This window comes from Raoultibacter timonensis (genome assembly GCF_022845715.1).
Lineage (GTDB): Bacteria > Actinomycetota > Coriobacteriia > Coriobacteriales > Eggerthellaceae > Raoultibacter > Raoultibacter timonensis.
Genome location: NZ_AP025564.1, coordinates 1,087,054 through 1,102,087, shown reverse-complemented (window position 1 = coordinate 1,102,087; position 15,034 = coordinate 1,087,054). Strand labels below are relative to the sequence as shown.

General features: G+C 59.2%; 13 protein-coding genes. 2 read left to right on the top strand and 11 right to left on the bottom strand.

The window, feature by feature from the left end; translation table 11 throughout:
* Positions 1 to 192: 192 nt before the first annotated feature.
* Together MWL89_RS04370 and MWL89_RS04365 are read left to right on the top strand one after the other, a co-directional pair.
* Positions 193 to 2,025, top strand: coding sequence for an ABC-F family ATP-binding cassette domain-containing protein (locus MWL89_RS04370; protein ID WP_244411903.1), 1,833 nt, complete (start codon positions 193 to 195; stop codon positions 2,023 to 2,025).
* Between the two features lie 54 nt (positions 2,026 to 2,079).
* On the top strand, positions 2,080 to 3,315 hold the full coding sequence (locus tag MWL89_RS04365) for a DEAD/DEAH box helicase (protein WP_425226280.1): 1,236 nt from the start codon (positions 2,080 to 2,082) through the stop codon (positions 3,313 to 3,315).
* Positions 3,316 to 3,324: 9 nt separating this feature from the next.
* Here the strand turns inward: MWL89_RS04365 and MWL89_RS16385 are convergent, their stop codons facing one another.
* The 11 genes from MWL89_RS16385 to MWL89_RS04315 form a co-directional block, all read right to left on the bottom strand.
* The gene (locus tag MWL89_RS16385; RefSeq protein ID WP_425226279.1) at positions 3,325 to 3,657 is read right to left on the bottom strand and encodes a type II toxin-antitoxin system PemK/MazF family toxin; all 333 of its coding nucleotides are present in this window, start codon (positions 3,655 to 3,657) and stop codon (positions 3,325 to 3,327) included.
* Positions 3,654 to 3,953 (bottom strand): AbrB/MazE/SpoVT family DNA-binding domain-containing protein, encoded by a 300-nt coding sequence (locus MWL89_RS04360; RefSeq protein WP_146040628.1) that lies wholly within the window; start codon positions 3,951 to 3,953, stop codon positions 3,654 to 3,656. The genes MWL89_RS16385 and MWL89_RS04360 overlap by 4 nt, the downstream gene beginning before the upstream one ends.
* A gap of 258 nt (positions 3,954 to 4,211) precedes the next feature.
* Positions 4,212 to 4,856, bottom strand: coding sequence for a TorD/DmsD family molecular chaperone (locus tag MWL89_RS04355; protein ID WP_244411902.1), 645 nt, complete (start codon positions 4,854 to 4,856; stop codon positions 4,212 to 4,214).
* A 33-nt stretch (positions 4,857 to 4,889) separates the two neighbouring features.
* Positions 4,890 to 6,119 carry an NrfD/PsrC family molybdoenzyme membrane anchor subunit gene (nrfD, locus tag MWL89_RS04350; protein ID WP_244411901.1) on the bottom strand — a complete coding sequence of 410 codons (1,230 nt, stop codon included), beginning with the start codon at positions 6,117 to 6,119 and terminating at the stop codon, positions 4,890 to 4,892.
* Positions 6,120 to 6,132: 13 nt separating this feature from the next.
* Positions 6,133 to 6,750, bottom strand: coding sequence for a 4Fe-4S dicluster domain-containing protein (locus MWL89_RS04345; RefSeq protein ID WP_244411900.1), 618 nt, complete (start codon positions 6,748 to 6,750; stop codon positions 6,133 to 6,135).
* 10 nt (positions 6,751 to 6,760) lie between these two features.
* Positions 6,761 to 9,190, bottom strand: a complete 2,430-nt coding sequence (locus tag MWL89_RS04340) for a molybdopterin-dependent oxidoreductase (RefSeq protein ID WP_244411899.1) — start codon at positions 9,188 to 9,190, stop codon at positions 6,761 to 6,763.
* A 190-nt stretch (positions 9,191 to 9,380) separates the two neighbouring features.
* Complete coding sequence (locus MWL89_RS04335; protein ID WP_244411898.1) at positions 9,381 to 10,142, bottom strand: hypothetical protein; 762 nt, start codon at positions 10,140 to 10,142, stop codon at positions 9,381 to 9,383.
* Between the two features lie 896 nt (positions 10,143 to 11,038).
* Positions 11,039 to 11,977: a slipin family protein gene (locus MWL89_RS04330; RefSeq protein ID WP_244411897.1), complete on the bottom strand. Its 939-nt coding sequence runs from the start codon at positions 11,975 to 11,977 to the stop codon at positions 11,039 to 11,041.
* A gap of 20 nt (positions 11,978 to 11,997) precedes the next feature.
* The gene (locus tag MWL89_RS04325) at positions 11,998 to 12,393 is read right to left on the bottom strand and encodes a GntR family transcriptional regulator (RefSeq protein WP_244411896.1); all 396 of its coding nucleotides are present in this window, start codon (positions 12,391 to 12,393) and stop codon (positions 11,998 to 12,000) included.
* An 86-nt stretch (positions 12,394 to 12,479) separates the two neighbouring features.
* Complete coding sequence (nrfD, locus tag MWL89_RS04320; protein WP_244411895.1) at positions 12,480 to 13,439, bottom strand: NrfD/PsrC family molybdoenzyme membrane anchor subunit; 960 nt, start codon at positions 13,437 to 13,439, stop codon at positions 12,480 to 12,482.
* A gap of 55 nt (positions 13,440 to 13,494) precedes the next feature.
* Positions 13,495 to 14,745, bottom strand: coding sequence for a helix-turn-helix transcriptional regulator (locus MWL89_RS04315; RefSeq protein WP_244411894.1), 1,251 nt, complete (start codon positions 14,743 to 14,745; stop codon positions 13,495 to 13,497).
* Positions 14,746 to 15,034: the final 289 nt, after the last annotated feature.

The following is a 15,034-nucleotide window of genomic DNA, read 5'->3' as shown; positions in this document are numbered from 1 at the left end:
CGGATGCGCACCCCACCGGCATCCGACGACAAAAACCGCGCGCCGCGCGGCAGCGCACGCAGCGCAACGCGCCCGTCCGATCCGCCAATCGGGCGGGCGCGTCGTTTTTTTTCGCTCGAGAAGCGCCATCCGCCAACCGCTGAGGCAAGCAGCCCTCGCGGCCTTGCGCTATCATAGATGTTCGAGGAAAGGATGTCCGTGGCAGTACTCATCACAGCAAAAGACGTTGAGCTCGAATTCCCGACAAAGCGCGTGTTCGACCCCGTCACGCTCGGCGTGAACACGGGCGACCGCATTGGCATCGTCGGTAAGAACGGCGATGGCAAATCAACGCTCCTTTCGCTGCTCGGAGGATCGCTTGAGCCCGATTCGGGCGAAGTGATTCGCAGGAGCGGTACTACCGTAGGCAGGCTGGCGCAGGCGGACAACCTCGAAGACGAAGACAGCGTCGAGCACGCCGTCGTAGGAGACGTACCCGAATACACATGGGCTTCCGATCGCACCGTCCGCGAGATCATCGCGGCCCTTCTCGGCGATATCCCCTGGGACGGAACCGTCGGCGAACTCTCGGGCGGCCAACGGCGGCGCGTCGATTTGGCCCGTCTGCTCATCGGCGATTGGGATGTTCTCATGCTCGACGAGCCCACCAACCACCTCGACGTCCACGCCATCGCCTGGCTTGCCGAGCACCTCAAGCGCCGATGGACGCAAGGCGAGGGCGCCTTGCTCGTGGTCACGCACGACCGGTGGTTCCTCGACGAGGTCTGTACCGCCATGTGGGAGGTGCACGACGGGGTCGTCGACCCGTTCGAGGGCGGCTACTCGGCCTACATCCTGCAACGGGTAGAGCGCGACCGCCAAGCCCAGGTGGCCGAGCAGAAGCGAAAGAACCTCGCCCGAAAAGAGCTCGCCTGGCTTTCACGCGGCGCGCGGGCGCGCTCCTCCAAGCCGAAGTTTCATCTCGACATCGCTCGCGAGCTCATCGCAGACGAGCCGCCCATTCGAAATCCGCTCGAACTCAAGCGGGTTGCCGTGGCGCGTCTCGGCAAGCAAGTTATCGACCTCGAGCGCGTTACCGAATCGTTCGGCGAGAAAACCGTGCTCGACGATGTTACCTGGCTCATAGGCCCAGGGGACCGCTACGGTATCCTGGGCGAGAACGGAGCGGGCAAAACCACGCTGCTCCGCGTAATCCAAGGAGCGCTCTCCCCCACCAGAGGCCGCGTGAAAATCGGTAAAACCGTCCGCGTCGCCGTGCTCTCGCAGCGGCTCGACGAACTCGAAGACCTCGGCACCGACCGCGTGCGAGAGGTGCTCGCACGCTATCATACCCGCTACATGATCGACGGCAAGAGCATTACGCCCGCGCAACTGCTCGAACGCCTCGGCTTCGAGCGCAGCCACTTGCAAGCACGCGTATCCGATCTCTCGGGCGGCCAGAAGCGCCGTCTTCAACTGCTGCTCACGCTCCTGCAAGAGCCCAACGTTCTCATCTTGGACGAGCCCGGCAACGATATGGATACCGACATGCTCGCCGTGATGGAGGATCTGCTCGACTCGTGGCCGGGCACGCTTATCCTCGTCAGCCACGACCGCTACCTCATGGAGCGCGTAACCGACGACCAGTATGCGCTCATCGACGGAAGGATACGTCACATGCCAGGTGGCGTCGACGAGTTCTTGCGCGTGATCGACGAGCGTAACGAAGCTGCGGGAAGCGGCGGCGCGAAGCAGGCCGCAGGCAAGCTTGCCCCGTGCGATGCGACCCGAGATGGATCCGCCGATACGCAACCAGCGCTCACCGGCGGCGAGGCGTACCAAGCGCGCAAAACGCTCGCTTCGACCGAACGCAAAATCGCCGCGCTCGAAGAGCAAGCCGATCGGACGCAGGCTGCGATGCACGATATCGACCCGACCGATTTCGTCGCACTCGGCGACAAGCAAGCGGAACTTCAGGCGCTTCGAGATCAGATAGCCGAACTCGAGGAGCTGTGGATCGACCTGTCAGAGAAGCTCGGAGATTAGTCCGAGCGCGTGCGCTGCGGCGCACGAAACCATAGTATGTTTTGGAGAAGCACCGTGAGTACAACGTTTCAAGAGCTCGGATTGTCCGAGACGACCCTAGCGGCCGTCGCCAAGATGGGGTTCATCGCACCCACCCCCGTACAGGAGCAGGCGATACCGCTCGCCCTCGAAGGCCGCGACGTCGTAGCCGCCGCCACGACCGGAACCGGCAAGACTGCGGCGTTCGCGCTGCCCATAATCGAGCGCATCGGGCGGGCGAAGCGCCCCGGCTCCCCGAAGGCGCTTGTCGTAAGCCCCACGCGCGAGCTCGCCCAGCAGATCGATGCCGCCTTTGTCGAGCTCGCCAAAGGGTCGGGGCACCGCATGCTCACGGTTGTCGGCGGCATGCCGTACAAAGGTCAGCTCGCCAAGCTCAAAAAGGGCGTCGACATCCTCGTAGCCACGCCCGGCAGGCTCTACGACCTCATGGAGCGAGGCGACGTGAAGCTCGGCGAGGTCGAGGTGCTCGTGCTCGACGAAGCCGACCGCATGCTCGACATGGGCTTCTGGCCGACTATGAAGAAGGTGGTGGCCGCCACCCCGAAAACGCGTCAAACGCTGCTCTTCTCGGCAACGCTCGATCGCAAGGTCATGCAGAACGTTTCGCCGATCCTCAAAGACCCCGCATTCGTCGAGGTGTCGCACAAGGGCGAGACCGCCGATACGGTCGATCAGTTCATCATCCCGATCGGCCAGATGAAGAAGCCCGAGCTGCTGCGCGCCGTACTCGAGGAGCGGGGCAGCAAGCGCGTCATCGTCTTCACCGGAACAAAAACCCGTTCGGAAATATGCATGAACCAGCTGAAACGGGCCGGCTACCGCGTGGATTCCATCCATTCCGACAAAACGCAATCGCAGCGCAAGCGGGCGCTCGACAGCTTCAGCAAAGGCACGGTCGACGTGCTCATCGCAACCGACGTGCTCGCCCGCGGCATCGACGTATCGAACATCGACTACGTGATCAACTACGATCTGCCCGACAACCCCGAAGACTACGTGCACCGCATCGGCCGCACCGGGCGCGCCGGCGAAACCGGCTACGCCATCTCGTTCGTGAGCCCCGAAGCGAAACCCGAGCTCCTCGAAATCGAGAAGCTGCTCGGAACGAAAATCCCCACCATGCAGCTTGAGAGCTACGACACTTCGAAAGCGGAGGCCGAGCTAAAAAACCACTACGTGCCGAAGTCAAACACCCGCAGCGCCGCTGCGTTCTCGCATGCCATGCGCGGCAGAGGGCGCGGGAGGAGATAGATTGAACGGCTAACGCAGCTCAAGCATGCCCCGAATCGCCGACATGATCGAGCGCATGGTCCTGTTGTCCGCGCAGCCCAGTATCGCGTAACCCCTACTTTCGACGTCCACGTTGCGCATCTGCTCTACGCACGCAAAACCTGACGCTCCATCAAACTCGCATCGTATATGCAGAGGATAGCCATTGTCCTTCGAAGTCAAGGGTACAATCGTAACGAGACTCGAACGAGTATTGAAGCCATATCCGCTCACAACCACGGCAGGACGCTTTTTTGCAGGCTCATGCCCGGCAGAAGGGCTGAAATCGATTTCGATGACGTCTCCTTGCTCAAGAGAGCTCATTCGACAACCTCCGCACCGACGTCGTTACCCCAATCGAATTCGGTCGGCTTGAAATCCCCGTCGTATCCCGCAAAGATTTCATCCATCGAGCGATACTGTGCATCGCTGAAATGTCTATGCTCTGACTCACCGGGGCGGATTACGATGTACGAGCCCAATTCATCGCTTCCCGCTTTCATGCTCAGTTGCGACTCGATATCGATGCCTACCGCTTCGCATAGGTCTTTCGGGATACGCACCGCACGAGAGGTGCCCCACGAGCATAGACGTGTTTTTACGCCACCTAAGTCTGCCATAGCAGCTCCTTTATCGAGATATCTATATAGATATCTTATCATCTATTTGAAGCCGAGTACAGCACCTGCAAAGATCGAGCATCGAAATCAACAGATTCATCTTCTCTTGACCGACAACATGGATATCTTCAGGGATACCTTGCCGACCCTAATCCCTTCCACAGATCGCACAGGAATTGAGCCACGGTAGAAAACGCACGTGGCTGCATCCAAGAGAATGCAGCCACGTTGAGCGTCTCGCACGAGGACTATCCGAGCCTACGAAGCAACCGCCTCCCTTTGCCAAATCAGCACGCCTTCAGCGAGCTCCAACATCCCCGCAATGTAGCCATGGGGGTACTCGGCTTCGACCTTGCCGCGCAGAGCACTGATCCATGCAAGCGGGTGCTCTTCGATAAACGATTCCACCTCGGTAGGATCGAGGGCGCCCGGCTCCCCATCGGCGATCCTCCGGCACAGTTCTGACAGATACAGAAGCTCGATCCCGATATGGTCTTCGTACTGGTTGTTCTCGTTCTTCAGCTCGAGGCCCGCATCGCGCAGGAGCCTGCGCATGGCGAACGTCGCCTCACCGAACCCGACGGTTACGCCGTCTGCTCGATTCATCGTCTCCCACGGTGGAGCAGCGGGGGCAGGAGGCCCGATGAACAGACGCGTATACTCGACCGATGCGTTCTCGATGGCCCCATCTTCGCCGAGCTCGCCTGCAGCCACAGCATAGTCGCGCAGCTTCGCGAGCCCAGCGTCAACCCGCTCGCCTGAGAAAACGGCGGGAAACTCGTCCCAAAATGCCGGATCAAGTCCGATCGAAGGGGTTTGGTTCATGGGCTTGAGAAGCGAGTTGCCGATAAAACCGTACGTTTCGCTGAGAAGCAGCCACGCATCCGCATTCAGTGCCTTCATCGAATTCCCTTCTATTCACTCGAGCCGAACCCGCTAGACAGTCTGCGCAGCCGTTGCCGCCTGGTCGTCGACCGCCGAATCGCCGACATCAGCCTTCGGGGCCTTCGCAAGGAGGCGCCGCGCAAGCAGCATGAAAGCCAACGCCCCGAGCGAAATCACGCCGACGACCACCACGATCTCGACCCACGTGGGGGCATAGGCGCCGACAGTCGCCCATATGCTGGTACCAGACGCATGAGCAGCCTCGGTCGATCCCGAAGAGACGCCCGGCGCACCATAGATGTTCGGATGGATGAACGACGTGAACAGAAGCCACACGCGCTTGAAGAACACGCCGACGACCACGCACACCGAAGAGATGATCACCAGTCCCGTTTTCTGGCGGTTCTTCGCGAACACGAGGATGCAGAACGGAATGATAAGCCCGATGAGTATCTCGCCCCAGAAGAAGAGCGCCGTTGACCCGCTGAACATCTCGCCAAGCAGCGCCGCTCCCCCCGCAGCCTGGGGGTACGCCACGGTCAATACCTCGCATCCCACGAAGAAGGCATCGATGGCGATGCACGTTGCCAGCAATCCCGCAAGATTGGCAATGAGCTTCTTGTCGGTGTCGAATACCTTGGCCTTCTTCAGCCCGGACAGCGCGAGGATGAGCAGAGCGAGGCCCGAATCCAACGCCGATGCCACGAAGATCGGCGCCATGATGGCCGAGTACCAGCCCTCACGCGCGATCTGCAAACCGAAGATCCACGCGGTCACGCTGTGGACGAGGATGGCGATGGGCAGCGCGAAGCGGGACACGATGGCCACCTTGCGCGGATCGGCCTTCTTCGAAACCATGAAGTACAGGTACACGATATTGATGATTAGGTACAGCGTGATCACGCAGATGTCCCAGAACAGGGGCGACATGACGTTCGGCGAGAGCAGCAGCTGGTAGATGCGCTGGATGCCGCCGAGGTCGATGAGCACGAACATGCCCGCCAGGCAGATGCACACGGTCGAGAGGATGACCGCGGGCAGCGCCACCTTCTTGTACTCCTTCACGTGGAAGACCGACGCCGAGGAGGCCACGATGAGGCCGCCGGCCGAGAGTCCGACGAAGAACATGAAGCAGGTGATGTAGAGGCCCCACGAGGTGCCGTTGTTCATGCCGGTGACGCCGAGGCCGCCCATGAGCTGGTAGATCCAGGCGGCGACGCCCGCAACGGTGAGGACACCCAGAACCGCGGCGGTTATCTTAAACGTGTTCGATGTTTTCATTGTTCCTCACCCCTTACTCGTAATAGTAGACTTGCGGTTCAGTGCCCTTTTCGGCAAGCAACTGCGTGGGTTTCTTTCCCGCGAGATGCTTTGATATTTCACTCGACGGATCGTCGAGATCGCCGAACACGCGCGCCCTCGTCGGACAGCACGCTACGCACATGGGGTCTTCGCCGCGGTCGGTACGTTCCCTGCAGAGCGTGCACTTCTCGACGACGCCCTTCTGCCGGACAGGAACGCTTTTGTCGCCATAGTTGAAATCAGGGTCGCGCACCGGGTCTTCCCAGTTGAAAACGCGCGCGTTGTACGGGCATGCCGCCATGCACATGCGGCAGCCGATGCACTTGTCGTAATCGACCTCGACGCGCCCCTGGTCATCCTTATACGTCGCACCCGTCGGGCACACCTTTTGGCACGCGGGGTTCTCGCAGTGCTGGCACGCGATAGGCAGATAGGTGCGATAGAGATTTGGATATTCCCCGAGTGCTCCGTCGGGAACATCGCAGCCTTCGGTAATAACGCGATTCCAGCGCATGCCTGTAGGCACGTTGTTCTGCATTTTGCATGCATGGGCGCACGTCTGACAGCCGACGCAGCGCGTCAGGTTGATCGCCATTCCAAGCTTAGTCATTTCGTATCACCTACGCCTTTTCGATCTGGACGAGAGTGTCGTTATAGGGGATCTGAGGGCCATGGAACATAGCGTAGCAACGCTCGTTGCGCGCCGAGTTCGTCACATTCTGCAGAAAGCCCTCTTTGTAGTATTTCGTGTAGGTCGTCTCGGCCATGAAAAGCACGCCGGGCTGCAAGCCTGGATTTACCAGCGCAGTGCACACGAACGAACCGCGATCGTTGAATACTTTCACATCGTCGCCGGTCTTTATGCCGCGAGCCTCGGCGTCGGACGGGAAGATGTTGACGCAGGGGCCGAAATCCTCCTGGAACCATTGCGACGAGCTGTAATACGCGTGGATGCGATAGCGGGATTTGCCCTGCATGAAGTACAGCGGGTAGGTTTCCTTCAGCGGGTTGCTCTCGTACGCTTCGTTGGCATCCTCGTAGACGGGGAATTGATGGCCCTGGTCAAGCAGGTACTCGTAATACAACTCGATCTTCGTCGAAGGCGTCGTGTACACCTGGTCGGCGTGCCCATCGGGCCGCCAATCGTCGCCGGTTCCCGCTACCGGCATGCAACCGCCGTTCTTGAGAAGCGCATCGTAGGTTATGCCCCTCATGTTCGGATCGAGTTTATCGACGCCGTCAAGGGAGAACTTCGCCAACTCCTCGTAGGTTTCGGGTATCAGATGATCCAATCCCCATTTCGCTGCGAGCAAGCGCTCTATCTGCAGATCGCTCTTCGATTCGAACAGCGGATCGACCATGCCGTTCGCAAGCATGACATACCCGAAGCTGTCACGTAGCTGCTTGACGTCTTCCTCGCATTCGAACTTTGTGCAAGCAGGTAAAACGATGTCGGCATAGTCGACGGCAGACGAATGGTATATGTCGATGATCGCAAAGAAATCGAGGCTCTTCACCCATTCCAGCGTATCGTTGGCACTTGCGGCTTCAAGGGTAAAGGCATCGCCGAACGTCAGGGCGCAATGGATGTTGTTCTCCATGTACGGCATTTCGTACATGGCCATGCCGGAATCGTTGTAGTGGTACTCCTCCGGCAAAGCCCAGAAGTTCAAAGTCGCTGCGGGGTTATCCGCGCCAACGCCGCCGTAGAATCCGAACCCGGAGCCTTTGCGACCGTAGTTGCCCGTAATGGCCGTGAGAATGGACATGGAGTGACCGAGGACGTCGGCGTTCGTGTATTTATCGGGGCCGCCAAGGCCGTAGTCGATGATCGCGGGGCCGTTGTTTGCATAGCGATCGGCAAGATCAACGATCGTTTGCCTATCGATGCCGGAGGTTTCTGCAGCCCAGTCTATCGAATAGTCCGAGATCCATTCCTTCATCAGCGTAAACTCGGTAACAAGCTCTTTCCCGTCGATCTTCCACGAGCCCTCGAGCACGGGGTCGATGCCCTCCTCGCTGTAAAGTTTGAGGGAGTCGCTCACCTTATCCCATACGTACGGGGCCCCCGTTTCTTCGGCGGTTACAACCGTCGGGTTGGGGCACGTAACCTCATCGCTACGATAGCTCTTGCCGGTTTTCCGATCCACCAAGAACGGCAGAGACGTGTTGGCTTTAACGAAGTCCTCGTCGTACCAGCCTTCGTCGAGAATGGCGCGGATCATGCCTTGGATAACAGCGGCATCGGTACCGGGATGCACGGGCAGCCACAGGTCGGCCTTCGATGCCGTACCGCTGAAGCGCGGATCGAGGGCGACAATGTAGACTCCGGCTTCTTTTGCGTCCATCAAAGCACGCGACCACACGATGCCGCTTTCAAGCGGGTTATGCCCCACTTCGATGATGGTGGCGGCATCGGAGAATTCCCAGATAGAACGCGAGGGGCAGTAGCTGAATGCACCGAACGCCGGCGTTTGGCCGTTTGGTTGGCCGCGGTCGAGACCCCAGTTTCCACCTTGGTCCGCCAGAAGGAGCTGTCCGATAAAATCAAAGCCGATCGATGCTTCGGTTGATTTGCGAATGAATACAGAATCTTTTCCGTGCTTTGCCCACGAGTCGTTTATAGCCGTGGCGATGGCGTCGATGGCTTCATCCCAGCTGATAGCCACAAACTCCCCTTCGCCTCGCTCGCCAACGCGTTTGAGCGGGGTCTGCAGACGATCCTTCGAATAGATGTGCTCGACTTCGTTGATGCCGCGAAGGCATATGGTTCGATGGCCTTCATCGACAAGATCGCTCGGTTCGATAAGCGCAACGCGCTCGTCGCGAATGGTGCATTTCAAATTGCATCCGGTTAAACAATGGAACTGGTGGCAAAGATGCGCCACCCTTTCTTCCGGCTCGGCGTGAGCCTCCGTCGGAGACAGCCACCCTTCGGCCGTTACCATGCCCGCAGCTCCGGCTATGCCCAACGCGCCCGCAGCAGCACCAGACGCTTTGAGAAAGCTCCTGCGAGTAAGCCCGCCTTGCAGACTTTTCTCTCCCGTCATTTCTCCTCCTCAATGCTTACAGTGGAACACCGCAGGAAGCGTTCGACAAGAGGTCGATGGCAACACGTAACGTCGCCTCGTCTCGTTCACGCACACCCAGCGTCCCAAAACCATTGTAAAGACCGGCCGGATCTTTCCAATCATATTATCATATTGAAATAGTACAATATAGCAATTAGATTATGCTATCTTAAGAATATATTGGTGAATCATCGCCGTAAAGAAGCGTACGCCGCAAGACGGCGCGCTGAGCCGACCAATCGCACGTCGGCATTCGGCGATTTATGCCAAGGCAATGCTTTAGCCGCTGAACCACCAGATCAAGCTCGGCCTCGTTTTGCATCTGCCGCTTCGTAACGGTGACAACCGTATGAACGCCAAGTTCGGCTAACGCTGTGCGCCGAATCGAATCGTCTGCAATCCTCTCGCCGTGGTCCGCCCCGTCGTACTCGACCGCCAAACCGGCTTGCGGCCATAAAAGATCGCACCGAAAACTTGCTCGACCCGTTGCTTTTCGAACAGCATCGGTTGTCGGTATCGTCTGGTTGAGCACGGGCAGCGGAATGCCGTATCCGCCCAAGCTGATCGGAAAGCACAGAAGGATTACCAGCTTCGCCTCCATAGGCGATTCCGATCCGTCGCGAACGTAGCGCATCGCATGCTTCGCCTCGACGATCCCATGCATGCCCCCGCATTGCTCAAGATAGTCGGCAATCGCCGCAGCGGTGGTCAGGGGCGAACGCTGGAAAAGAGCGGGCTGGTTATTAACGGACATGCGGAACGCGCCGCAGATCTCGAATCCCGTCAATACCGCAGCGGGAAATGCGAGGATACGCATAGCTTGGACAAACGCAAGCTCGGGGCGGCAGACGTAAACGCCTTCGCAAATCTGGATGAACGACCCTTTGGGGATGCGCCGAGAGCACACATGGCAAACCACGTTGTTTCTCACCGATCTCATCCGATCGCTTGGCACGAGAAGGTGAGTTGGTTCCGATAAAAACTCGAATCCCTGGTTGCGCAGCTTTTTGATTCGGGAGCTGGTCAGATTTTGCGCGCCTTCCCCTATCGCGTCAACCTCAGGAAAGCGATCGGGGCGCCGAAGCACGAACTCTTTGCCGGATCGCCAGAATTCCAAAGCGGAGATATGCGAAAGGATGATCATCATGTGGGCAGAGTACCACGTATCCGCTGTAAAGATCTGGTGTTTTGGGTATTTGATCTGGTATTTATAACTTGCATAGTGTTGGAAACGCGTAAGGTTTTCAAGCAAAACACGCAAGGTTTCGGTAAGCTCTGAGGCGCATCGCCCGCACCCCGCGAAACCTGCTTCTGCCTTCCAGCAAGCCCATCGCCTACCAATGCCGAGCACCGCGCTAGCGGCAGCGCGACCCCGCCCAACCCGAGCAGGCGCGACGCAAGCGGATCGCAACCTGCCGACATCACAATAGGGAACATGCAACCTACGTCGTTTTGTGAAAGACTATTCGCTTTTCGGAAGCACCGTCTCTCCCCGATCAGGCGAAACGGTATTGCACGTCATGCCGCCTACGTCGTTTTTTTCACAAAACGACGTAGGTTGCACATTACCTATGGCAAAGGGAGCCTTCGGCGTGCACCTCAGTCGCAGTCCGCCTCCGATCCCAATGGAATAGCGAAGCGGTTAACAGCCGCATCGAGCACACAGGAAACAGCGGATGCAGCGCAGAAAACGGCTGCATCCATGCTCGCGGCGATAAGCGTACAACGATCCGTGCTCAAGGGGAGGGCGAGGCGCTCAGCGAAGGAAGGGCACGTACTGGGCGAGAGGGCGCTCAACGAAGGGGCCATTGGCGAGGGACGACACACCTAGTCGCCACCCAGAATCTTGCTCACGTCGAACCCGTCGGCAAGCGAGCTTGGGGCCAGCACCATGCCGTTGCCGTCCTTCGCGCTTTCGTACGCGAGGTTCATCGCACGCAGTTTGAGCGCCTTGGGATTCTTGTCGTAAACGTCGGCGGCTTCCACGAACATCTCGGAGATGTCCTTCTCCACTTCGGCCAGAATAACGCGCGCATTCCGCTCACGTTCGGCCTGAGCCTCCTTCGACAGGGCGTCCTGCAGTTCGAGCGGAATCACGATGTCGCGGATCTCAACCGACATGACCGTTATCCCCCACTGCTCGCATTTTGCACCCATGACCTCTTGCAGCTCGCGGTCGATCTGCTTGCGGCGCATGGACAGATCGGCAAGGTTGATCTGCCCGATCGCATCCCGCATGGCGGTTTGCGCCGACCACAGCACGGCCTTCGGGTAGTTCTCCACCTCAAGGCACGCCTTTTCGGCATCCCATACGAGCCAGAACAGGATCGCATCGACGTCGACGGGAACCAGATCGGCAGTCAGCGCCGCCTCGGCTGAAAACGACGAGGTCATGATACGGTGATCCACATGGATGGCGGCGTACTCGACGAAGGGAAGCAGCACGTAAACGCCCGGCCCCGCCACACGGTGGAACCGCCCCAAACGCAGTACCGCAACGCGCTCCCACTGCGGAGCGATGCGCACGCAGGTGGCAAGCAGCAAGCCGACAGCCGCTGCGGCGATCACCGTTACGACCGACATCCACGCGAGCGTCGCAAGAAACACGACAGCGAAGCCTACGGCGAACATAACGATGGCGAACACGTAAACGCCTACGCGCGTCGCCTCGTTCGGCTCCAACTCCGTAGCCGCGACCGTTCTGCGATCGTCGAGCTTCGGATTCGATACGTCCTTCTTCTTTTCGCTGCGAAAACTAAACTTCATGGCGAGCCCCTTGAATCTACTTACTCCGCTTCCCGCAAGCGCCGCTCGACGAGCGAGACGATATCCTGTCGAGGAATCCCAAACTCCCGACATTGCCGTATAAAATCATCGACCAGAGAATCGGCCTCGTTATCGGCCGCACCGGCATTGCTCAAGTACTTATCGGATACGAAGGTTCCGCGGCCACGGTAGGATGCGATGTAGCCGTCGCGTTCGATATCCTGGTAGACCTTGCTGACCGTGTTGTAGTTGATCCCCAGGTCAACAGCAAGCTCGCGGACCGTCGGCAGTTTATCGCCCACCGCGAAATGACCCGACCCGATGAGGTAGACCAGGCGGTTCCTCAGCTGCAACCATATAGGTATGCCGCTGTCGCTGTCGATGGTTATCTGAACTGTCTTACTGGCGTCTTCCAAGGTATCCTACAACTGCTCTTCCCGCTCGAAATGTTCCCGTACATGATACAGGAGGTCGCCCGTATTGCCATAAGAAACTATGACAATCATGCAAAACCGCCTATCGCGAGCGGGCTGTACAGCGCCGCACCCACAATGCAGAACCGCACGAAAAAGCCTCCGACGAGCACCCCTGCGGAAGCGGCGAAAACGAAGGCTTCGTTATGCGCGCTGCGATGCAGAGCGTGCAGCACGAGCGGTACGAGCATTCCGCATCCCACCACGCCTGTCCAAAAGAAACCCGCAAGATCACCCGTAAACAGCATGTCGCACGACGCTCGCGCGGCATCGGAGTAGCCGTACCGGTTACAAAAAAGCAAGATCACCACCAGGGCTTCGGCAATCCCGACAAAGCCGCTCGCCTTCCACAGGCAGCAGGAGGTCGATCTTTTGCCCCCGCTCGCCAGAACCCCGAACGCGAGCACGAGCGCGAGTCCCGTGGCAAACGACGAGGCGACGAACAGCACCGGGAGCAGCCAGCTGCGCCAAAAGTCTATCGATACCATATCCGACAGCAAGAGGCCCGTGTACGTCATCACGCCGAAGGCCAGCGCGCTTCCGACGGTCCACGCCAACCAGAGAAACCATGGGGGAATGCGGCGCATCACCAACCCGCACACTGCAACGGCAGCCGACAGAGCGAAAAACAGCGCAACGAGCCAAGCACCCGTTGACACGATCGATTCGAACGGCGAAAGCACGACAAGCCACGCGCGCTCGGGAGAACCCAGGTCGAGGAACAGGAACAGGGCCGCAAATGCGATGATGACGGGGGCGGCAAGAAATCCCGCTTGGACGCGAACGGCAACTTCCTCGGAATCGTCCGTCTGCCGAAGTGCATCGTAGGCCGAGCAGGCCGATGCGACCACAAACGCCCCCGCAGCCGTTCCTGCAAGGAAGAGATACCATACGATGTACGAGCTGAAAACCAAAACGCTTTCCCCCGACGGCAACCCCATTGCCCTATCCGCTTCGACGCACTGCAGCCATTGTACCATCTTTGTCATAAAGAACTAGTACATTCGGATCGAGCGGTGCTCATCGGGGAAAAGCGCGCAGCACCTACTGCGCCTCGACGTCGATGACCGATGCCTGCTTCTTGCGGCGGCGCCACCAGCGCGATACCGAATGCACGGCCCACTCGACGAGGGGAATCGTCAAAAACGCGACCCACGCGGGATGCGGCTGATTCAAAACGAACGCCATCCATAGAAACCACGCCACCACGGCGATCGGATACAAACCCCCAACGAAGTGCGCAACCTTCTTAGATTCGACCGTATGGCCGATCATGTAGTACACGGGTATCGTGAAGAACACGAACAAGCCCGTGCCCCACTCGTTCGCCGTAAAGCCGATGAGCAGATAGGCGATGATCACCACGAGCGGATAGGGAAACTTCATCCACGCCGCCATGCGGTAGTGCTTGCGCACCGGGATGCTCTTGCCCACTTCGTCGCCATAGCGCGCTCGCGCCTCTTCGAGCGTATCGAAGTATTCACCCTGAACCGTATAGCCGCTCGGCCTGCCCCAGTGGCCGCCGTGTCCGTTGCCGTACTTTTCCTGCGCATCGTGCCAGTTGTCGAACTGCTCCCCGTTGATCACCACGCCGCCGCTCGTCCATTCGACCGTGTTGCCTTCGTCGTCGCCCGCGGCACACCAATCCTTCCCGCTATGCGCGGTCGAGCCGGCCCAGTCATCGCGGCGGCCGCCGCGGCGACCCCGCGGCGAACCCTCCTTGACGTGGACGCCGTTCCATCCGACGTGAACCTCGTCGCCGTCTTTGGAGTCTTTCACATGGACGCCGTCGCGCCACGATACATGCACGTAGTCCTCGCCGTCGAGCACATGGATGCCGTCGAGGCCGATGTGAACCTTCTCGGGGCCCTTCCCGCTCGTCCAACCAGTCGAAGAGGTCGAGGACCCCGCTGCATCGGAAGCGCCGGGGGCCTCCGGACCGCCGGCAGAAGCCGCACCCGCCGGATCGCTTCCCGCCGCAGGCTCGCCCGGTGCAGGCGGCGTCCCGGGGGAAGCCTGCGCTTCTCCGCCCACGGAAGCCCGCTGCGCTGCGCGATCGGACATTTCGAACTCCACATCGTCTTCGATGCTGCCGTCTACGTAGAGGAGGTCGTCGAGAGAGACTCCGTACAGCTTCGCCAACGCGATGAGGTTATCGGTATCGGGGGAGGATTCGGAGCGCTCCCACTTCGAAACCGCCTGCCGGGAAACCCCGAGCTTTTCCGCTAAACCCTCTTGGGAAAGCCCTGCTTCCTTGCGCCGTGCCGCGAGGCGCTCCGCGATCTCAACGTTCATGCGTAACCCTTTCTTCGGTATTCAATCATCTTACCTTATCCAAGCTTACGGTTGCGGCTCCGTTGATTCGACCAATTCCAGTTGGAATTTTAGGAAACTATTGGTTGCGGGTATACGCCAAAGCGCTGAACAGGCAATTCGTAAGCTATACTTACCAACGTGGAGCAGAAACGCCCTCCGAAGAAAAGGCGATTCGTCCATCATCGCACCACAGGCTCACCGAAACGAGGGACAGAACCAACCTCGTATCTCGACCGAGAGCCCATCGCCATCTAACCTGACACCGAAA